Below are 19,984 nucleotides of genomic sequence, written 5' to 3'. Positions count from 1 at the left end.
CTAGGTCTTATTTTATTAATTCATTTACTGAAGTGAATTAATAAAATAAAATTTTTTGGCAGCAATAGTGCAATAGCTCCACCTGATCCCATGCCGAACTCAGAAGTGAAATGTTGTTACGCCGATGGTAGTGTGGGGATTCCCCATGTGAGAGTAGGTTACTGCCAAATACCCAATTTTGCGGAGTGGTAGTTCAGCTGGTTAGAATACCTGCCTGTCACGCAGGGGGTCACGGGTTCGAGTCCCGTCCATTCCGCCAATATATTTACCAATAGGGGCGTAGTTCAATTGGTAGAGCACCGGTCTCCAAAACCGGGTGTTGGGAGTTCGAGCCTCTCCGCCCCTGCCATTAATTTTATTATGAGCAAATTTAACAATCCGTTAGTTGAATGACTAGTGGATTTTTTATTATTGGCTTGTGGAAAAGTTGAATAATCAGACTTTTTGAATTTAATATTATTTTAATAATTTGTTATTGTAGGATAAATAAAATTATCGTTTAATGCGTATTAAAAGTGCGGTAGAATTTTAAAGTATTTATTCAGTTTTTCAGATAAAAAATAAGAAGGCTGATGCCTCCTTATCTCCTATTATTGTGATTAATGACTTTCTGCCATTAAGGCTTCAATTTCTGCTATTTCTTTTGGAACTGAACTAGTTAAGACTTTATTTCCATATTCGGTAATTAGGATGTTATCTTCAATACGCACCCCAATTCCTTTATATTGTTCAGGTACATTAGATTTAGGAGAAATATAAAGACCTGGTTCAACAGTTAAAACCATGCCAACTTCTAATGGGCGATTACGTATTTTTGAATTACGATTGCCATTTTGCGTATCTTTACTATAACTTCCTACATCATGCACATCTAAGCCTAACCAGTGACCTAATCCATGCATATAAAATTCACGATGTGCATCATTTTTGATAAGTTCATCAATATCTCCATGCATAATGCCAAGATTTAATAAACCTTGTACTTTGATACGCACCACTTCATCATTGACTTGCTGGATGGTATTACCAGCGACTAATAGCTCTAATGCACGTTTTTGAGCTTTAAGAACTATTTCATAAATTTCGCGTTGTGGTTGAGTAAACTTGCCGTTTACAGGAAAAGTACGAGTAATGTCTCCAGCATACATAGCAAATTCACAGCCTGCATCAATGAGCACTAACTCGCCATCTCTGAGAACTTGATCATTTTCTGTGTAATGTAAAATACAAGCATTTTCACCACCTGCTACAATGCTAGTATAAGATGGATAACGAGCACCAAAACGATTAAATTCGTGAAGAATTTCACTTTCAATTTCATATTCAAAACGATTTGGACGAGTTTGTTTCATCGCTTTAATATGCCCTAATGCAGAGATTTGTCCCGCTTGTTGCATTAAGCGTATTTCATTAGCAGATTTAAACAAACGCATTTCATCTAAGATTGGAGCCCAGCTAATATATTGCGGAGGTGTACTAAAGGCTTCATTAAGCAGTGCATCACCCCAAGGTTGTAATCCTTGATAATGATAAAGTGCGGTTAAATTTTTAAAAATTTTAGTCGCTTCTTGTTTGAAGTCTTCAATGGAGAAAGCTTTATTTATACGTAATTTAGTGGGCGCATTGATAACCCCTAAACGGCGACCGTTCCAAGTTTCCATGAGCGGATCAGAAGGACGTACAAAGATAGTTGTAGTTATTTGTGCATTCTGTTTGCTAATAATTAATGCAGAATCAGGTTCATTAAAACCTGTTAAATACCAAAAGTAACTATCTTGACGGAATGGAAAAGTGCAATCATTATTTCTGCGTTGCTCAATATTTGAAAAAACGATCATCGCTGAATTATCGGCTAATTGTTCGCCTATTTTTTCACGACGTTGAATAAATTCTTCAATAGGTAAAGCATCCATATAAGCTAAATCCATTTTCTACTCCTTAATGTAAAATCGGTTTTCCTTCAGTTTTAGAGGGATGGAAATGGGTATAGAACAAGGTTGCGACTGTACGCACATATTCAATGATTTCTTCTAAAGCTTCATTAAGCTCTTCTTCATTATCGTCTTCTTCATAACCTAATTGACAAATATCATGTAAATCATCAATAGCTTCGCCAATTTCATCTTTTTCTTTATCCAATTTAGGTTGGACTAAACCAAGACCTAAAAGAAAATTACTGGTCCATTCTGAGAGCGCATCTGCTCGGGAAAATACGTCATCTTCTTCTGGTAGCCATAATTCAAAAGAAAAGTTATCCATATCTGTTAGCTGTAATTGAATTGCTTGATAGACTTCAGCAACTTCATTTAATAATGAGGTTGGATAAGCATGGTTATCATTGGTGAATTGATAGAGGAGTGGTTGCCAGCTTTCATCATTGATACCTCCACATAATAAACCACTAAGAAAACCATGTAATTCTGCAGAAGTAGCGCCGATCCCTGAACTTTTAAGTTGTTGATTTAAATTTGAGTAAGAAATCATATATTTTCACTATTATTGCTTGATTAAGATACCGTCATTCTACCACTGTTTTGTGGATTATCTATGACGAAAATTTTTCTGTGTGGCATAATAAGAGAAATTTTGCAAAACAGGCGGTTATGATATGTCATCAAAAACGATTGAAGTTAATTTCTTAGGTCAAGTGTTACGTTTAAATTGTCCTGAAGAACAGCATGATTCATTGCGTGAAGCAGCAAAAATTCTAGATGCTCGTGTAAGTGAAATGAAAGAACGGACAGGTATTTTACAAGTAGAAAAAGCCTTGGCGATTGTTGCTTTAAATTTAAGTTTTGAATTGTTGCAAGAACAGCAAAAAACACATAACACAGAAAAAGTTTTACAAAACCAAATTGAGCAATTAACCCATTCATTAGAGCGTATTGCAATGTTAACCCCAATGCAAACTAGCTCCTATGAGATTGGTTAAAACTCGACTAGTTAAACTGTTCTCAGTAAATAAGGACTAGTCAAAAAAAAGAATTTACGTTAGTATACTTATAAAGACTTCCTGAGATGTTCGACAGCGGGTTACGTCCCTGAGCCGATACTTATATATTTCGAATTGGTTCTCTATTGTTGGTGTGTATGCTTACCTTGATCTTAGGATCCTGATGTAGGAAACCTGAAAACAATTACAACTGATTCCCTTGAACCGTCGGGTTCAAGGACCGACCACCCACAACGGCATCTCGGGTTCTTTTTACTCTTTTATATTTATGAAGAGCATTTCCCAACATCGTCAAGCAATTCGTTTACAAATACGAAAAAAGAGACAAAATCTTACCGCACTTGAACAAGCTCAAGCCGAGCAATTAATTACTCAAAAAGCCTTATCCTTGGTGGCAAAAAGAAAAGCACATAATATTGCTTTATTTTTGTCCTTTGATGGTGAAGTTTCGACAAAATTATTAATTGAGAGTTTATGGCAACAAGGTAAAAAGGTTTATGTTCCTCTTTTACATCCATTTACTAAAGGCCATTTATTATTTATCAATTATCGCCCCGATAGTTTAATGAAAAGGAATAAAATGGGTATTTCAGAACCTGTATTAAATGTAAATGATGTGATACCTATAGATGATTTAGATATTATTTTTACTCCTCTTGTTGCTTTTGATAAGTATGCTAATCGCCTTGGTATGGGCGGTGGTTTTTATGATAGAACCTTACAACATTGGCAGCAAAAGAATTTTCTTCCCGTTGGGCTAGCCTATGCTTGTCAGCAAGTAGATGAATTACCTATTGAAAGCTGGGATGTGCCATTGTATGACATAATAAGTGTTTAGAGCAAAGTGCGGTAGAATTTTAAAAAATTTTAGTATTCGCAGATATATAAATATGATCATCAAGATGAATGTATGCCTTTAATTTTAGATTAAAGGCATGATGAAGAGAATGACTGAATACTGATGCTAAAAATAGCTTGTTTTTATTAGACTACATTAGTTTTAATCATCCTTTAAATGTTGGCAACCCTCCATTCATTGCGAGAAAGTGGAAAATGGCAGTACATATGCCAAAGAGAATAACTATTACCAGCATTGCAGTTCCTCCCCCAACGATGAATCCTTCATTTCCTTTTGGCATTTTTCTTGATTTATAAGCAAGCACGGCTGGAATAATACAAGCCCAAATTGTTGCTACCGCACCTGCATAACCAATGGCTTTTAAGAAACCAAGAGGGAAAAGTAAGGATAAGCAGAGCGGGGGTAAAAAAGTGACAGCCCAAGATTTTGTACGCCCTAATTTGCTATTATCGAATTTGAAAAAATCAGCAAGAAAGGCAAATAATCCTAAACCTACACCAATGAATGAAGATAAAATTGCAGCAATAGAGAAGGCATGAATCGCTTGTTTGACTTCGTTACTGCAGATATTACTTAATGTATTTAGTAAAATATCAAGATTTCCATCATGGGCAATAATAGACGAAAAGTGATTACGTGGTAAATTACCAAAAATACTTAAGATCCAAAGTAAATAGAGGGCTAAGGCAATGATAGTACCTAATAGTATGGCATATTTTGCTTTTCTTTCTTCACCATAATAAGCTCGCATTGTTGCTACTGAATGATGATAACCAAACGAGGTTAATGCAACAGGGAGCATACCTATAGCATATTGTGCATAATTAGTTTCTGTACCTTGTTAATCAAATAATATGGTTAAATCAATATTTGTAGCTAATCCATAAGTACTAAAAATAAAAGATAGAGACATAAAAATAATTAATAAGACAGAAATACGATCAACAATACGTGTTGAATGCCAGACAAAATAGGAAAAAACGAATACAAAAACGACAGACCATAAGCGACTTCCTGATACACCTAAATCAATAAAAGGCTTCATTAAATTATCAAGTATACTGCCTGATGCTGTGATGTAGGCATAAAGTAAAATTCCACCAACGAAGTAAACTGCAAGATTATTGAGAAAATTAATTTGATTGCCTAATAATGCTTTTGTTACGGTACTGAATGACGCTCGGATATAAAAATGTTTATAAGATTCTAATAGTAGCCAACCTGAAATAGTCATTATTCCCATGGTGAAACAAATGGTTATTACAGACCATATTGTCCAAGCACCAGCGCCAGAAGAAGGTAAACCTAACATTCCAGCACCAACACATACGCTAGCAATAATGCAGGCTCCACCAAATATAGAAGGTTTCTTGTGCATAATAAGACCCTTATCAATATAGAATATTGATGTGAAATTTGATAAAAAGAAACCGCACATTAAGATAATATGCGGTTGATTTTACTAGACTTCTTTTAAACGTGCCGTGAAATGACGCAGGACTTTTGGTTCATAAGTAAAGGTTAACCCTTTAATATTCACTGCATTTTCTTTCACTTGTTTAAATGCCTCAATAATGAAATCCATATGAGTTTGTGTATAAGTTGCTCGAGGAATGGTTAAGCGTAATAATTCTGCTGGGCAAGGCAACTGTTTACCTGTTTTTGGATCTCTTCCCAATAAGAATGAACCAATCTCAACAGCTCGAATACCTGCGACTTTATAAAGCTCACAAGCTAAAGCTTGAGCTGGAAATTGTTCTGCGGGAATGTGGGGTAATAATTTACCTGCATCAACAAAGGCAGCGTGTCCTCCAGGTTGTTGACAAATGACACCGATTTCTTCTAATCCATTAACTAAATATTCAATTTGATTAATCCGATAGGCGAGCCAATCTTGACGTAACCCATCATGTAATCCCACTGCTAGACGTTCCATCGCTCCACCTTCTAATCCACCATAGGTCGGGAAGCCTTCTTGAACAACACACAAGGTTCTACATTCGTTATAAACGTCTTCCATTGCACTATCTTTGAAGCAGAGTAATCCTCCCATTGGTACCATAGCATCTTTTTTAGCGGACATTGCTAATGCATCAGCATAACGATAACTTTCATAAGTAATTTGTTCAATTGTCCAGTCTTTATACTCAGCCTCACGTTGTTGAATAAAATAAGCATTTTCAGCAAAGCGAGCAGAATCCATAACCACGGGAATATCATATTTACGAGCAATAGCATACATGGCTTTCATGTTTGCAATAGAAACAGGTTGTCCACCTGCGGAGTTACAAGTAATGGTACAGACAATATAAGGCACATTTTGGGGACCTACTTCTAAAATCCCCTGTTCTAATTTTTCTAAGTCAAAATTGCCTTTAAAGTCATAATTGACAGCTGTATCAAAGGCTTCCTTGATATAAGTATTACGAACTGTAGCACCATTTAATTGACTATGACCCTGTGTAGTATCAAAGAAGTAATTTGAAAAAACGACCATTTTGCTACGATCTAAACCTTTTTCTTGTTCACGTTTTTTAATTAACACAGGAATATAGATTTGTTCAGCTCCACGTCCTTGGTGTGTTGGAATGGTATATTCGTAGCCAAAGATTTCTTTCACCGCATTTGCAAGTGCATAATAACTGCGGCTACCACTATAAGCTTCATCTCCTCTTAACATGGCTGCTTGCATATTTTGTGTCACAGCACCTGTTCCACTATCTGTTAATAAATCAATAAAAATATCGTCACTATCTAGTAAGAATGGATTCATCCCCGCTTTAATAATAGCTTGTTCACGGTATTCACGTGTGGTTCTTCTTACTGGTTCAATGACTCGAATACGGAATGGTTCAGGTAAATGTTTAAAATTTTCCATAATAAAATCCTTATATAATTGGGCGAGCAATTATAAAATGCGATAAAAACACGTTACGTTATTTCAAAGAAATAATGTATGAAATTAGGTAAGAAAGAGAAGAGTGTATTATTTTATGGGAAAGAAAAAGGAAATTTTAGGGTCGGATAATACCCAGGCCTGGTTTGGTGAAAGTATTATGAGCATGCGATAATCCTCAGCTTAGCATTTAATATGATGAGAGTAACTTAGTTCTCTCGCTTATAGATTACAACATTCTGAATAATATAAATATGGTTTTCCATTGTCACGGATGACATATTAGAAATGTGAAGATTATCACAAAAATTTTATTATTTGACTTAATGGGATGTTAACAATAATCATCCCATTAGCATCACTCTGAGAGATCTTTTAGGCGATATTTTGTCTTACTATTTCGAATAAACATACCCCAGTAGCAACTGAGACATTAAGTGAAGATACCGATCCTGCCATTGGAATACTAATAAGTTGATCACAATGTTCACGAGTTAAACGACGCATGCCTTCACCTTCAGCTCCCATTACTAAAGCAAGTGGCCCCGTAAGTTTTGTTTGATAAAGTGTTTCTGTTGCTTCGCCAGCAGTACCTACAACCCAAATATTATGATTTTGTTGTAAATCACGGATAGTTCGAGAAAGATTAGTCACTCGAATAAGTGGAACAACTTCGGCTGCACCGCAAGCTACTTTACGAGCAATAGCAGTTAGCTGTGCTGATTTATCTTTAGGCACGATAACCGCACATACGCCAGCAGCATCTGCTGTACGTAATATGGCACCAAGGTTGTGCGGATCGGTAATTCCATCTAAGATTAATACTAAGGGATTTTTTTGATTGGCTAAGATCTTATCTAGATCATGCTCATTCATTTCCTTTGCTGGTTGTACACGTGCAATGATACCTTGATGAACCTCACCATTGGCTTTGTTATCTAAAGTTTGGCGATTAAGGAATTGTACAGAAATACCCAAATTGTGTAATTCTTTTAATAATGGTTGCAAGCGTTTATCTTCACGACCTTTAAGCACAAATACTTCAATAATGCGTTCAGGGGCAGTGGTTAAAAATGAATTTACTGCATGGATGCCATAAATATTTTCAGACATGAATTATTTTCTCTTTTTTGTTGTGGATTTTTTATCGGCTTTTTTATTTACCAATTTTTTTGATTTTTTAACCGCACTTTTAGCTTTTCCTTTACGGGGTGCTTGTGCTTTTTTACGTTGTTTCTCATAGCTTTCTGCATAGCGCATGGATTTTTTTGCATTATCTTTGGCTGTTTTACCTTCTCTACGAGGCTTACGTGCACTGGAAACTAAAGCAAAGTCAATTTGACGTTGTTCAAGGCTCACCGCTTCAACGCGAACTTTAATTACATCACCAATGCGATACACTGTACCACTATTTTCACCTAATAAACGTTGACCTGAGACATCATAACGATAGTAGTCATTTTCTAGGGTAGAAATATGTACTAAACCATCAATAAACAAATCTTTTAAGCGTACGAAGAAGCCAAAACCTGTGACTGACGAAATAATACCTTCAAATTCATCGCCTACATGATCTTGCATATATTCACATTTTAACCAATCAGCCACTTCACGAGTTGCATCATCAGCACGGCGTTCTGTCATAGAACAATGATCGCCCAATAAGTCCATTTCCTCTAAACTATAATGATAACCACCCGTGTCTGTAGTTTTACGTTTAAAACCTTGCTCTTTAGCTAATAGATATTTAATGCTGCGGTGTAAAGTTAAATCGGGATAGCGACGAATTGGTGAGGTAAAATGGGCATATTCTTCGAGAGCTAAACCAAAGTGACCAATATTGTCCGCATTATACATAGCTTGACTCAAAGATCGTAGCAACATCGTTTGAATTAATTCATGATCTGGACGTTCTTTCACTTCTTCAAGTAATTTTGCATAGTCTTTAGTGGTTGGCTTTAATCCACCTTCTAGACTTAGTCCGCATTCAGCAAGAAAACTACGGAATGATACCAATTTTTCTTCGCTTGGCCCTGCATGAATACGAAATAGTGCGGGTTCTTGATGGCGTTCCATAAAGTTCGCTGCCGCAATATTTGCCATAATCATACATTCTTCAATGATTTTGTGAGCATCGTTGCGCTCTACTTGCTCAATACTTTCGATACGACCTAATTCATTAAAAATAAATTTACTTTCAATCGTTTCAAAGTCAATGGCGCCACGTTGATGGCGTGCTTGTACCAAGGATTTGTACATATTGTGCAATTCTTTCAAGTCAGGTACAAGTTCTGCATAACGTTTACTAAGCTCTTCATCACCTTCTAAAATACGAGCCACTTTAGTATAAGTAAGACGAGCATGAGAATTCATTACGGCTTCGTAGAATTGATAGCTTTTTTGTTCTCCTTTATCTGAAATCGATATTTCACAGACCATACATAAGCGATCAACCTGTGGATTAAGCGAACATAAACCATTAGAAAGTACTTCTGGCAACATTGGTACCACACGATTTGGAAAATATACAGAATTACCTCGATTATGCGCTTCAATATCTAATGCTGTACGTAGGCGCACATAGTAACTTACATCGGCAATAGCTACCCATAAACGCCAACCACCATCTTCACGCTGACAGTAAACAGCATCATCAAAATCTCGGGCATCTTCACCATCAATAGTGACCAAAGGTAATTTTCGTAAATCTACACGACCGACAGTTGCTTCTTCAGGAATTTCTTCTGTAAATTTTTTAATTTGTTTTTCTACGGCTGCTGGAAAAGTATGGGGAATTTCATGATTACGGAGAGCAATTTCTACTTCCATACCTTTTGCCATATTATCACCAAGAATTTCAGTGATTACTCCAACTGCTTGGCTGAAACTCGCCGTACGAGGTTTAAGCTCAACCACGACAACTTGTCCCATACGAGCACCTTTTCGGCTTTCATTGGGAATTAAAATATCACGATTAATACGGCTATCATCAGGTACCACATAGCCGATCCCTTCTTCAAGGAAGAAACGACCGACAATTTGTTTTTTACGTCCTTCTAGGACACGAACAATACGCACTTCACGGCGACCTTTACGGTCAAGCTGACCTGGTTGAGCAAGTACATAGTCGCCATGCATTACACGTTGCATTTGTGTATTAGGAATAAATAAATCTTCTTTAGCGTCTTCTACTTGAAGAAAACCATAGCCATCACGATGTCCAATGACCGTTCCTTTCAGTAAATCTAATTTTTCAGGTAGTACATAACAACGACGTTTATTAAAAACAAGCTGACCATCATTTTCCATTGCTCGTAAACGACGACGTATACCTTCGGAACGTTCTTCATCTCGAATAGCAAAGGCTTTCAAAATTTCTTCTCGAGACATCGGTGCATTATGCTGACGGATAGTCTGTAGGATAAACTCACGACTTGGCACTGGATTATCATATTTTTCTGATTCTTGTTGATAATTAGGATCTAAAAGTGCGGTCTGATTTTTGATTTTTTTTATCATAATCTTTTCCTCGTTAGCGGATAGTGATTATTAATCATAGTTAGTTTGACATTGTGAGGGGCTGAAAGCAAGGAAAGAAATGGTTATCTTTGGAAAGTAGAAAGGTTTCTTAAATATCCTATCTCATTGTTTACAATAAAAAACCCAGCCGGTAAGCTGGGTTTTCATATCAAGTGACTTGATATTATTCAGCAACAACATTCACATTTAATGAAGTGAATACTTCACCGTGAAGTTGGAATTTAACTTCATGCTCACCTAATGTACGAATTGGGCCTGTTGATAAACGAACTTCACTTTTCGCAACTTCAACACCAGCTGCTTTAATAGCTTCAGCGATTTCACGAGTAGTGATAGAACCGAATAAACGACCTTCGTCACCAGCTTTAGAAGCGATAGTTACAGTTTCTAATGCTGAAATTTGTGCTGCACGAGCTTGTGCTGCTGCTAATTCAGCTGCAACTTTAGCTTCGATTTCTGCACGACGTGCTTCGAAGTGTTCAATGTTAGCTTTAGTTGCCATAACCGCTTTACCTTGTGGGATTAAGAAGTTACGAGCAAAGCCTGATTTAACATTAACTTGTTCACCAACATTACCTAAGTGAACAATTTTATCTAAAAGAATTACTTGCATTACCGTTATCCTCTATTAATTACTGATGATTGTCAGTGTATGGAAGTAACGCTAAATAGCGAGCGCGTTTAATTGCACGAGCTAATTGACGTTGATACTTCGCACGAGTACCGGTAATACGGCTTGGAACAATTTTGCCGCTCTCTGTGATGTAGTTCTTTAATGTAGCGATATCTTTATAATCGATTTCAACTACGTTTTCCGCTGTGAAACGGCAGAACTTGCGACGACGGAAATAACGTGCCATTTGGCTAGTCTCCTAATCTATAAATATTCGATATGTTCGGCATGTAAAACCAATTGGCTTAAGCCATTTGCTGTTTTATGAGTGGTAATGAAACCAACCACTAACAGTTTACTACCGACCGTAATGCTTTGAGTTTTTTGGATTAATTGATTGCCACTAAATTGAACGGAAATTTTACACCATGCTTGGCGAGCTAATCCTGCTTCAACTTGCTCAGAACGGTGTTCTAAACAAATTCGGCAATGTTCAATTCCATTAGGGCTTTTGCTTCGTTTAGGTTGGCCAGATACAACTCCAACTATGGATAAACGATTATCAATTTTCAAATTACTCTTCAGCATCCTCAAAATCGTTGTTTTCAACTTCAGCTGAAGCGCGACGTTCGTCTTTCGCTTTAACCATTGGGGACGCTTCTGTTACGGCGTGCTTAGTACGAATAATTACGTTACGAAGAATTGCATCATTGTAACGGAAAGTTGTTTCTAGCTCGTCGATGACTTCTTGAGGCGCTTCTACATTCATAAGCACATAATGTGCTTTGTGTAATTTATTAATTGGGTATGCTAATTGACGGCGACCCCAATCTTCTAAGCGATGAATTTGACCGCCAGCTTCTTTTACAGAACCTGTATAACGTTCAATCATGCCTGGTACTTGTTCGCTTTGGTCCGGGTGAACCATAAACACGATTTCGTAGTGACGCATTACTGCTCCTTACGGGTTAATCAGCCTCCGACTGTTAGATCAGTCACCAATCTGCGGAAGCAAGGAACGAAAATTAAATGTGACTGCAAGGAGCGAATTATACACTTCTCGAAAAATTAGCTCAAGTGTTTATTTTACGGAAACGAATATTCTCAGTATTAAAGATATTTTGCATTACATCGGTGCCTGTCATCTCACTGCATTTTTGTTTTAATTTAATTAATTCCATGCGTAAGTGGTCTAGTTCGTGTAAGCGTTTAGCAACATCACGAATATGTTTATCAAGCAATTGATTGACTTCTTGAACTTGCTTTTCAGATCCATTTTCAAGATTTAGTAACATTTTAATTTCTGACAATGAAATGTCTAGGTTACGACAATAACAAATAAAACAAAGACGTTGTAGGTGTTCGGATGTATAGATACGGAAATTACTGGGAGTGCGTTTAGGTTTGGGCAATAGGCCTCTCTGTTCATAAAATCGAATAGTTTCGTTAGTACATCCTACGGCTTTTGCAAGTTGACTGATTCTCATTTTTATCCTTTGATTTTATTAGAAAAAACACTTGACCATAAAGTTACTTTATAGTTTATCATAATTTGCAATGAAACGAATATTAGAGAATTAATGTGTTGTTAAATTTAAATCAAAATAGCTTATTAGATAATGTGACTAACTATTGGGATAATCGTGCAAAAGATTATAGCCAACATAATCAACAAGAATTACAAAGTATTAAACGAGATAAATGGAAAAAAACGCTTCTTGGTCATGTTCCTCAGGGGGCTTCTAAAGTTTTAGATGTTGGAATGGGTCCAGGCTTTTTTGCGATTTTGATGGCAAAGGCAGGATTTCAAGTAACAGGGATTGATGCAACCCATAATATGCTTGAACAAGCTAAACAGAACGCACAACAAGCCAATGTGAATATTGATTTTGTGCAAGGTGATGTGCATCAACTTCCTTTTGCTGATGAGAGCTTTGATGTTATTGTTACGAGAAATGTTACATGGAATTTGCAACATCCAGAGCAAGCTTACCAAGAATGGTTTCGTGTATTAAAGCCTAATGGACGCCTTATTAATTTTGATGCGAATTGGTATCTCTATTTATATGATGAACAGCGTCGTAAGGCTTTTGAGCAAGATAGAGCGAATACAGCAAAAAGACAAATTGAGGATCATTATGAGAATACAGATACCCATGCAATGGAAGCTATTGCTCGCCAATTACCTTTAAGTCGCCAACTTCGCCCTCATTGGGATTTGCAGCAGTTATTGAATATCGGATTTAGTCAATTTGTCGTTGATACAAAAATAGGGGAAAGACTCTGGGATGATATTGAAAAAATCAATTATTGTTCTACCCCTATGTTTATGATTGTCGCCCAGAAATAATTTCTAGCATAAATAATTATCATCAGGAGAAGGAAAACTGTATGAAAAAAATTTTTATTTTTTTGACCGCACTTTCAGTAACAACAGGAAGTTATGCTAATCAAGCCAATAATGAATTAGATTATGCGAGTACTAAAGATATTCGAGATATTAATCCGCATCTTTATTCTGGTGAAATGGCAGCACAGAATATGGTTTTCGAGTCTTTAGTAATTAATACGAATGATGGCGTGAAACCTTGGCTTGCAGAAAGTTGGTCGATTTCTGAAGATGGAAAAACCTATGTTTTCCATTTACGTAAAGACGTGAAATTTTCTAATGGTGAAAGTTTTAATGCCAATGTTGCGAAACTTAATATGGAAGCAGTAATTGAAAACTTTAACCGTCATGCTTGGTTAGAGCTAGTACAACAAATTGATCATATTGAAGCACCAGATGATTTTACTTTGGTCTTAAAACTTAAACATCCATATTATCCAACGTTAACTGAATTAGGATTAACTCGTCCATTCCGTTTTCTTTCTCCAAAATGCTTTAAACAAGGAAAAACCCTCAATGGTGTTGATTGTTATGTAGGTACAGGGCCTTGGATGTTAGAAAATCACAATAAAAATGCATATGCTCGTTTTGTCCCGAATAAAAATTATTGGGGGAAAAAGCCAGCATTAAACGCTGTGAATTGGCAAGTTATTCCAGATCGTCAAACAATGTTGTTAGCTTTTCAGAAAGGTGATATTCAGCTAATTTATGGCGCAGATGGCGATATGCTGGATATGGATTCTTTCAAGCAAATTAGTCATTCTCAACAATTTGCTTCATCAATGAGTGAGCCAACGGCTTCTCGTTCTATTGTATTAAATAGCGCTCGCCCTTTAACTAAAGATAAAAAATTACGTCAGGCTTTAGAATATGCGGTTGATAAGCAGGGAATTGCTACGGGGATTTTTAATAATGCTGAAACCGTAGCCGAAACCTTAATGTCAAAAACAGTGCCTTATGCAAATGTTGACGTGAAAACCTATGGTTTTGATTTAGCAAAATCTGCAAAATTATTAGATGAGGCGGGTTGGATTTTAGAAAAAGGTAAAACAATTCGTGAAAAAGCAGGTACTCCACTTTCGTTATTGCTTTCTTATAATGTTAATAATGCTTCAGAAAAAGAAATTGCAGAGTTAATGCAAGCTGACTTTAAAAAACTTGGTATAGATCTACAGATTTTAGGGGAAGAAAAGCAAGCCTTTTTAGATCGTCAAAAATTAGGTGATTTTGATTTACAATATTCACTTTCTTGGGGTAAACCTTACGATCCTGCTTCTTTTGTGTCTTCTTTCCGCATTCCAGCACATGCAGATTTCCAAGCACAAAAAGGATTACCAAATAAAGCAGAAATTGACCGCACTATTGGTGAGTTGCTTATTACCCCTGATGAACAAAAACGCCAAGCATTATATGCAGATCTGTTTAAAACACTGGCAGATGAAGCGGTATATATTCCTTTAACTTATTCTCGTACCAAAGCTATTTATGCGAAAGCATTAGAGGGCGTGGCTTTTAACCCTTCTCAATATGAGATTCCGTTTGAGAAGATGTCTTTTAAATCAAAATAAGCTAAATCGGAATGCAAAGCTATTTTATTCGTCGCTTACTGATGATGTTTCCACTTATGCTACTCATTTCATTTGTCGCATTTGTGTTGTTAAACCTTGCACCATCAGATCCAGCAGAAATAGCTTTGCGGATCAATGCGGTTACCATAACTGATGACGTGATCGCTGATATGCGTCATCAGTTAGGATTAGATTTACCTTTCTTACAACGCTATCTAAATTGGTTGTGGCATATTATCCATTTAGATTTAGGGCGTTCCTTTTTGAATAATCAGCCTGTACTTTCTGAAATATTACATGCATTACCTATCACCTTATATTTAGCTTTTAGCGCATTAATTATTATTTTAGTGGTGTCTTTTGGTGGTGCATTAATTTGTGTGATTTACCCAAATAGTAAATGGGATCAAAGTATTCGAGCTGTCTTATTTATTTTTACTGCGATACCTAATTATTGGCTCGCATTATTATTAATTTGGGGATTTGCAGTTCATTTTAATTGCTTCCCTTCTAATGGCTTATCTCAAGCTTCAGGGATTATCTTGCCCGCTTTAAGCTTATCTCTAGGTTATATCGGCACATATTTAAGATTAATTCGTGGTACCATGTTGAACCAATTAGAGCAACCCTATGTATTTTATGCTAGAGCTCGTGGTTTATCAGCATCTCAAATCCTATTTAAGCATGTATTAAGAAACTCGCTACATAGTATTTTAGTGGCATTAGGTATGGGAATTCCAAAATTGATTGCGGGTTCGGTTGTTATTGAAAATATTTTTGCATTGCCAGGAATTGGACGTTTATGTATTCAAGCAATCTTTGGACGAGATTATCCAATGATTCAGGCTTATATTTTACTCATGGCAGTGCTTTTCCTGTGCTTTAATTTTATGATTGACTTATTGCAACATCATCTTGATCCAAGATTAAGACGAGGTGAGTAATGCTAGCCTTATTTTTATCAAGATTACGCTATAATTATTTTGCACAGTTTTGCTTAGTTGTTGTGTTAGCGGTTTTCTTGTTGGGGATTTTTGCTCCTTGGTTAACTCAATTTGATCCTACTGTTGCGGATATTCGCCAAAAATATTTACCGATGAGTGAGGTACATTGGTTTGGTACGGATCATCTTGGACGAGATATTTTTGCACGTATTCTTTTTGGTATTCGAGTTACGGTATTTTATGCACTATGGGCAATGTTTATTACCTTATTGATCGGCATTGTAATTGGTATGATAGCTGGGGTGTTCGGTAAAAAAGTTGACGAAATACTCATGCGTTTATGTGATGTAATGCTTTCTTTTCCTAGTGAAGTCATGATATTAGCTTTAGTGGGTATTTTAGGGGCTGGAATTGAACATATCTTATTGGCGGTAGTATTAGTCAAATGGGCTTGGTATGCTCGTATGATTCGAGGTACTGTCATACAATATATGCATAAAAATTATATTCGTTATGCGCAAACTATCGGTGAATCTTCTTATCAAATTATCTATCGTCATTTATTGCCCGTCACCGCTGCAGAAATTATGATTTTAGGTTCTGCGGATATTGGATCTGTGATTTTATTGATCTCTGCACTTTCTTTTTTGGGATTAGGCGTTCAAGCGCCCGTGCCTGAATGGGGAAGTATGCTAAGTGATGCAAAAAATATTATGATTTTACACCCCGAACAAATGTTACCAGCAGGTATAGCTATTGTATTGGTTGTGGTGGCATTTAACGGTTTAGGCGATTTTTTACGCGACGTATTTGATCCTGATAATCGAATTAATTTTACTAAGGTGAAAACTGATGAACTCTGAGCTATTAACTATTCATCAGCTATCTATTAAGGCACCAGATTCAACTTTTCCCTTGATCGATAATTTAAATTTATCTCTTCAATCTAAGCAAACCTTAGCAATAGTTGGAGAAAGCGGTAGTGGTAAGAGTTTGTTGGCAAAAGCGATGATGGGTTTACTGCCTAAAAATTTACAAGCACAAGGACAAATTTATTTTAAAAATCAGCAAATTTCTTCTTCTAGCCTGAAGAAGCCAGTAGGGATGAGTTTGATTGTACAAAATGCAATGAGTGCATTTGATCCTTTAATGAGCTTAGAAAAACAATGTATTGAGAGCTTAGCATTAAGAAAAATTTTTGCAAAACATACCGCACTTTCTAAGCGAGATTATCTGCAACAATTGGCTTTGGCTTGCGAACAAGTGAAACTATCTTCTGATATCTTAAAACGTTATCCTAACCAACTGAGTGGTGGTCAGCTACAACGAGTCATGTTAGCGTTGACATTAGCTATGGATACAGAATTGATCATTGCTGATGAGCCCACAACAGCTTTAGATGCCATAACACAATTTGAAATTTTGCCTTTATTTAAACAATTGGTTGAACAAAAAGATTGTTCACTTATTTTTATTACCCATGATTTAGGCTTAGTCAAAGAATTGGCAGATCAGATTGCTGTGTTAAAAACAGGGCAATTAGTAGAGCTACAGGCAGCTCGACAACTGTTTAACCAACCTCAACATAGTTATACTCAGTATTTACTTTCCATGCGGGAAAAACTTAATCGTGCGTTGCATTCTATTAAGGGGGAAAGTTATGTGTAGCTCTCCATTATTGTCTGTAGAACATATTTCAAAAAGCTATTCCTCTTCTTTTTGTTTATTAAAATCTGCTAACCAGCAAGTTTTAAATGATGTTTCTTTTCATTTAGATAAGGGGCAAAGTCTAGGTTTAGTGGGGGAGAGTGGTTCAGGTAAAAGTACATTAGCTCGTTTAATTTGTGGTATTGAAAAGCCTGATTGCGGCAGTATATGGTTAAATGAACAATCTATTTTCAAACCGAGCAATCGACTAAATAGTATTAGTCTTGTTTTTCAAGATTATCAGTCTTCAATTAATCCAACAATGACTGTATTTCAAGCGATCAGCGAACCTTTAAGAATTCAAGGAAATTATACCTTGTCGCAATTACAACAGCGGGTGGTAGAATATTTGGATAAAGTAAATTTATCTGCTGATTTAATGTCTCATTATGTTTATCAGTTATCTGGTGGTCAGGCTCAACGTGTTTGTATTTGTCGAGCATTAATAACTCATCCTTCCTTAATCGTTTTGGATGAACCCGTGAGTTCCTTAGACTTAGTAACTCAGGTTCAAATTTTAGATTTACTGATTCGTCTTAAACAAGATTTTAATCTGAGTTATTTTTTTATTACACATAACATTCAAGTATTGTGTTATTTATGTGAGCAAGTGCTTTTCTTCAAGCAAGGACAAATAGTGGAGCAAAGTGCGGTACAAAATCTAAAAAATGTGACATCAGATTATGCAATTAAACTCTTATCATCAGTGATTTAACATTGGCATTAGACATAAAATTTTTCTAAAAAATACCGCACTTTAGTTGCTTTTGTGCGGTATTTTTTTTCGATTAACATTCATGGCATACCACAAAATTATATTCATGACGTTGTGCAATTTTTGCCTTGCGATGTTTTAACCGTTTAATCCGAGAGTTACGTCGATGAGATAAATGTAATGATAAACTAGTCGTTTTTTTTAAAGAAGGTTTACGTCTTCTAATTAACATACTTATTACTCCTATTTGTTTTGAGTTTCAGATGATGTTGTGGGCGTTTTTTCTGAAACAGGTTCATTTTGTATTTTCTCTGAAGAGCTGGAATCATTTATCTCAATATTCGGAGAAAGTGTTTTTTGTTCGTTTTCTTTATTATCAGCATTTTCTTGCACTCGATAATAATTAATGATGCTGTTCATGTAGCGACGAATATTCTCCACATATTGAAAAGCTTCATAACCTCGGGCGTAACCATATTTTAAATTGCTGTAATAACGTTTTTCAGCTAATAATGGTAAATTCTTTTTTACGTCAAGCCAATTATCAGGATCTCCGCCTAAGTTTTTAGTAAGCCTACGAGCATCTAACATATGTCCTAAACCCATATTATAGCCCACTAAAGCAAACCAAATTCGATCTTCACGAGGAATACTATCAGGCACTTGAGCAATTAACCAATGTAAATATTCTGAACCGGCTTTAATACTTTGTTCTGCATTAGTGCGATCATTAATTTTCATTCGATCTGCGGTAGCTTTTGTGAGCATCATCATACCACGAACGCCCGTGGTTGACGTGGCATTTTCATTCCAGTGAGATTCTTGATAAGCTACGGCTGCGAGTAATCGCCAATCGAGTTCTCCTTTATATTTTTCAAAAAGGGCAGCATATTTAGGCAATACAGTAGTAATAGACTTAATATAATCTCTCATATCTACATAATCAAACTGACTGAAATGATTAAAGTATTTTTCTTCAATACGTGCAGTTAATCCACCTTCAATAGAATTATTCATAAAGTCTAATAAGGCGGCTTGTAATTCATTGTAAGAGTTATTAGGTAAATACCAATGTACTGTCGCTTCATCTGTCACATCGAAGGCTACTGCAATGTTTGGCTTAATTTGTTGTACAGCAGAAACATCAATAGAATTAGCGATAGTATAATTAATTTTACCCTCTGCCACTTGTAATAATAATTCTTCTTGAGTCAGGTTATCATCTAATTGCCATTGTAGATTTGGATATTTACTTTGCCCTTCTATTAACAGTTGTGGTAGTTCTGTTCCACTGGCAATAATTAGTTTATCTTTAACTTGGTTTAAAGATTGTGGACGAGTTTCGCCTTTCCGATAGACCAACTGCCAAGAGGCTGAATAATAAGCTGGGCCAATTTGAAAAGCTTCTGCTTTTTTAGGTTGGAAGAGCAGATTCGCTGCGGCAATATCAATTTTATTATTTTCCAGAGCATTGAAGAGTTGTTCACTATTATTCATTGTTTTCATTTCGAGCTTTACGCCAAGATAATCGGCAAATGCTTTGCTTAAATCGTATTCAAGCCCAGCCTGTCCCTCGGTGCCAATGAAATAAGACACAGGATTATTGACGGTTCCAACAATAAGTTTGCCCCGTTGTTGGATAGCGGTATAACGATTTTCTTCTGAACGCATCATTTGTTGCCAAGGGAAGACCATATCAATAGCCCATAATAATAGCGCTAGTGCAGCAACGATACGTAAAAATAAGCCTTTCAAATATTTTTCTCTAGAAATTGATTATAAATTGGAGGCATTGTAACT

21 protein-coding genes, 2 tRNA genes, 1 rRNA gene, 1 other RNA gene and 1 pseudogene are annotated in these 19,984 nt (G+C 36.2%); 12 read left to right on the top strand and 14 right to left on the bottom strand.

Annotated elements, in window-relative coordinates:
- The first annotated feature begins 54 nt into the window (after positions 1–54).
- From rrf to HMPREF1052_RS04115, 3 genes are all read left to right on the top strand, one after another.
- A 5S ribosomal RNA gene (gene rrf, locus HMPREF1052_RS04125) occupies positions 55–170 on the top strand.
- A gap of 12 nt (positions 171–182) precedes the next feature.
- A tRNA-Asp gene (locus HMPREF1052_RS04120) sits at positions 183–259 on the top strand.
- A gap of 14 nt (positions 260–273) precedes the next feature.
- Positions 274–349, top strand: a tRNA-Trp gene (locus HMPREF1052_RS04115).
- A gap of 250 nt (positions 350–599) precedes the next feature.
- On the opposite strand, the gene pepP is transcribed toward HMPREF1052_RS04115, so the two are convergent.
- Both pepP and HMPREF1052_RS04105 read right to left on the bottom strand, forming a co-directional pair.
- A complete protein-coding gene (gene pepP, locus HMPREF1052_RS04110; protein ID WP_005759945.1) occupies positions 600–1,928 on the bottom strand; it encodes a Xaa-Pro aminopeptidase in 1,329 nt (442 codons plus the stop codon).
- Positions 1,929–1,938: 10 nt separating this feature from the next.
- Positions 1,939–2,484: a YecA/YgfB family protein gene (locus HMPREF1052_RS04105; protein ID WP_005759867.1), complete on the bottom strand. Its 546-nt coding sequence runs from the start codon at positions 2,482–2,484 to the stop codon at positions 1,939–1,941.
- Between the two features lie 124 nt (positions 2,485–2,608).
- On the opposite strand from HMPREF1052_RS04105, the gene HMPREF1052_RS04100 reads away from it, so the two are divergent.
- The 3 genes from HMPREF1052_RS04100 to HMPREF1052_RS04095 all read left to right on the top strand — a co-directional run bounded on the left by HMPREF1052_RS04100 (position 2,609) and on the right by HMPREF1052_RS04095 (position 3,791).
- Positions 2,609–2,932, top strand: a complete 324-nt coding sequence (locus HMPREF1052_RS04100; RefSeq protein ID WP_005759894.1) for a cell division protein ZapA — start codon at positions 2,609–2,611, stop codon at positions 2,930–2,932.
- Positions 2,933–3,007: 75 nt separating this feature from the next.
- A non-coding RNA gene (gene ssrS, locus HMPREF1052_RS11060) (6S RNA) lies at positions 3,008–3,205 on the top strand.
- 16 nt (positions 3,206–3,221) lie between these two features.
- Positions 3,222–3,791 carry a 5-formyltetrahydrofolate cyclo-ligase gene (locus tag HMPREF1052_RS04095; protein WP_005759863.1) on the top strand — a complete coding sequence of 190 codons (570 nt, stop codon included), beginning with the start codon at positions 3,222–3,224 and terminating at the stop codon, positions 3,789–3,791.
- A 166-nt stretch (positions 3,792–3,957) separates the two neighbouring features.
- On the opposite strand, the pseudogene HMPREF1052_RS04090 reads toward HMPREF1052_RS04095, so the two are convergent.
- The 10 genes and pseudogenes from HMPREF1052_RS04090 to HMPREF1052_RS04050 form a co-directional block, all read right to left on the bottom strand.
- Positions 3,958–5,190: pseudogene (locus HMPREF1052_RS04090) on the bottom strand (aromatic amino acid transporter).
- 84 nt (positions 5,191–5,274) lie between these two features.
- The gene (gene tnaA / locus HMPREF1052_RS04085) at positions 5,275–6,690 is read right to left on the bottom strand and encodes a tryptophanase (RefSeq protein ID WP_005759789.1); all 1,416 of its coding nucleotides are present in this window, start codon (positions 6,688–6,690) and stop codon (positions 5,275–5,277) included.
- Positions 6,691–6,798: 108 nt separating this feature from the next.
- Positions 6,799–6,876, bottom strand: coding sequence for a tryptophanase leader peptide (tnaC, locus tag HMPREF1052_RS11640; RefSeq protein WP_081484389.1), 78 nt, complete (start codon positions 6,874–6,876; stop codon positions 6,799–6,801).
- A gap of 207 nt (positions 6,877–7,083) precedes the next feature.
- Complete coding sequence (rlmB, locus tag HMPREF1052_RS04080; protein ID WP_005759807.1) at positions 7,084–7,821, bottom strand: 23S rRNA (guanosine(2251)-2'-O)-methyltransferase RlmB; 738 nt, start codon at positions 7,819–7,821, stop codon at positions 7,084–7,086.
- 3 nt (positions 7,822–7,824) lie between these two features.
- Positions 7,825–10,227: a ribonuclease R gene (gene rnr, locus HMPREF1052_RS04075; RefSeq protein WP_005759844.1), complete on the bottom strand. Its 2,403-nt coding sequence runs from the start codon at positions 10,225–10,227 to the stop codon at positions 7,825–7,827.
- A 184-nt stretch (positions 10,228–10,411) separates the two neighbouring features.
- Positions 10,412–10,861, bottom strand: a complete 450-nt coding sequence (rplI, locus tag HMPREF1052_RS04070; RefSeq protein ID WP_005759897.1) for a 50S ribosomal protein L9 — start codon at positions 10,859–10,861, stop codon at positions 10,412–10,414.
- Positions 10,862–10,880: 19 nt separating this feature from the next.
- Complete coding sequence (rpsR, locus tag HMPREF1052_RS04065) at positions 10,881–11,108, bottom strand: 30S ribosomal protein S18 (RefSeq protein ID WP_005759927.1); 228 nt, start codon at positions 11,106–11,108, stop codon at positions 10,881–10,883.
- A gap of 17 nt (positions 11,109–11,125) precedes the next feature.
- On the bottom strand, positions 11,126–11,449 hold the full coding sequence (gene priB, locus HMPREF1052_RS04060; protein ID WP_040596263.1) for a primosomal replication protein N: 324 nt from the start codon (positions 11,447–11,449) through the stop codon (positions 11,126–11,128).
- Positions 11,436–11,813, bottom strand: a complete 378-nt coding sequence (rpsF, locus tag HMPREF1052_RS04055; protein ID WP_005759888.1) for a 30S ribosomal protein S6 — start codon at positions 11,811–11,813, stop codon at positions 11,436–11,438. Before rpsF ends, priB begins: the two co-directional genes overlap by 14 nt.
- 121 nt (positions 11,814–11,934) lie before the next feature.
- The gene (locus HMPREF1052_RS04050) at positions 11,935–12,348 is read right to left on the bottom strand and encodes a MerR family transcriptional regulator (protein ID WP_005759885.1); all 414 of its coding nucleotides are present in this window, start codon (positions 12,346–12,348) and stop codon (positions 11,935–11,937) included.
- A 95-nt stretch (positions 12,349–12,443) separates the two neighbouring features.
- Between HMPREF1052_RS04050 and HMPREF1052_RS04045 the strand changes: the two genes are divergently transcribed.
- From HMPREF1052_RS04045 to HMPREF1052_RS04020, 6 genes are read left to right on the top strand one after another with little or no spacing between them, the layout of a single operon-like run.
- A complete protein-coding gene (locus tag HMPREF1052_RS04045; RefSeq protein WP_040596262.1) occupies positions 12,444–13,211 on the top strand; it encodes a class I SAM-dependent methyltransferase in 768 nt (255 codons plus the stop codon).
- 41 nt (positions 13,212–13,252) lie between these two features.
- Positions 13,253–14,818: a nickel ABC transporter substrate-binding protein gene (nikA, locus tag HMPREF1052_RS04040; RefSeq protein ID WP_005759843.1), complete on the top strand. Its 1,566-nt coding sequence runs from the start codon at positions 13,253–13,255 to the stop codon at positions 14,816–14,818.
- Between the two features lie 11 nt (positions 14,819–14,829).
- Positions 14,830–15,762, top strand: coding sequence for a nickel/cobalt ABC transporter permease (gene opp1B, locus HMPREF1052_RS04035; RefSeq protein ID WP_005759825.1), 933 nt, complete (start codon positions 14,830–14,832; stop codon positions 15,760–15,762).
- On the top strand, positions 15,762–16,625 hold the full coding sequence (gene opp1C / locus HMPREF1052_RS04030) for a nickel/cobalt ABC transporter permease (protein ID WP_005759782.1): 864 nt from the start codon (positions 15,762–15,764) through the stop codon (positions 16,623–16,625). The genes opp1B and opp1C overlap by 1 nt, the downstream gene beginning before the upstream one ends.
- Positions 16,615–17,430, top strand: a complete 816-nt coding sequence (locus HMPREF1052_RS04025; RefSeq protein ID WP_005759846.1) for an ATP-binding cassette domain-containing protein — start codon at positions 16,615–16,617, stop codon at positions 17,428–17,430. The genes opp1C and HMPREF1052_RS04025 overlap by 11 nt, the downstream gene beginning before the upstream one ends.
- The gene (locus HMPREF1052_RS04020) at positions 17,423–18,184 is read left to right on the top strand and encodes an ABC transporter ATP-binding protein (protein ID WP_005759813.1); all 762 of its coding nucleotides are present in this window, start codon (positions 17,423–17,425) and stop codon (positions 18,182–18,184) included. Before HMPREF1052_RS04025 ends, HMPREF1052_RS04020 begins: the two co-directional genes overlap by 8 nt.
- A gap of 73 nt (positions 18,185–18,257) precedes the next feature.
- Here HMPREF1052_RS04020 and HMPREF1052_RS11210 read toward each other — a convergent pair whose 3' ends face one another.
- A complete protein-coding gene (locus tag HMPREF1052_RS11210) occupies positions 18,258–18,416 on the bottom strand; it encodes a hypothetical protein (protein ID WP_155811587.1) in 159 nt (52 codons plus the stop codon).
- Positions 18,417–18,427: 11 nt separating this feature from the next.
- Positions 18,428–19,939, bottom strand: a complete 1,512-nt coding sequence (mltF, locus tag HMPREF1052_RS04015; protein ID WP_005759849.1) for a membrane-bound lytic murein transglycosylase MltF — start codon at positions 19,937–19,939, stop codon at positions 18,428–18,430.
- Positions 19,940–19,984 lie beyond the last annotated feature (45 nt).

The organism is Pasteurella bettyae CCUG 2042, from assembly GCF_000262245.1.
In the GTDB taxonomy this organism is placed as follows: domain Bacteria; phylum Pseudomonadota; class Gammaproteobacteria; order Enterobacterales; family Pasteurellaceae; genus Basfia; species Basfia bettyae.
The sequence above is the reverse complement of the archived record's forward strand: the minus strand, read 5'-3'. Positions and strand labels throughout refer to the sequence as shown.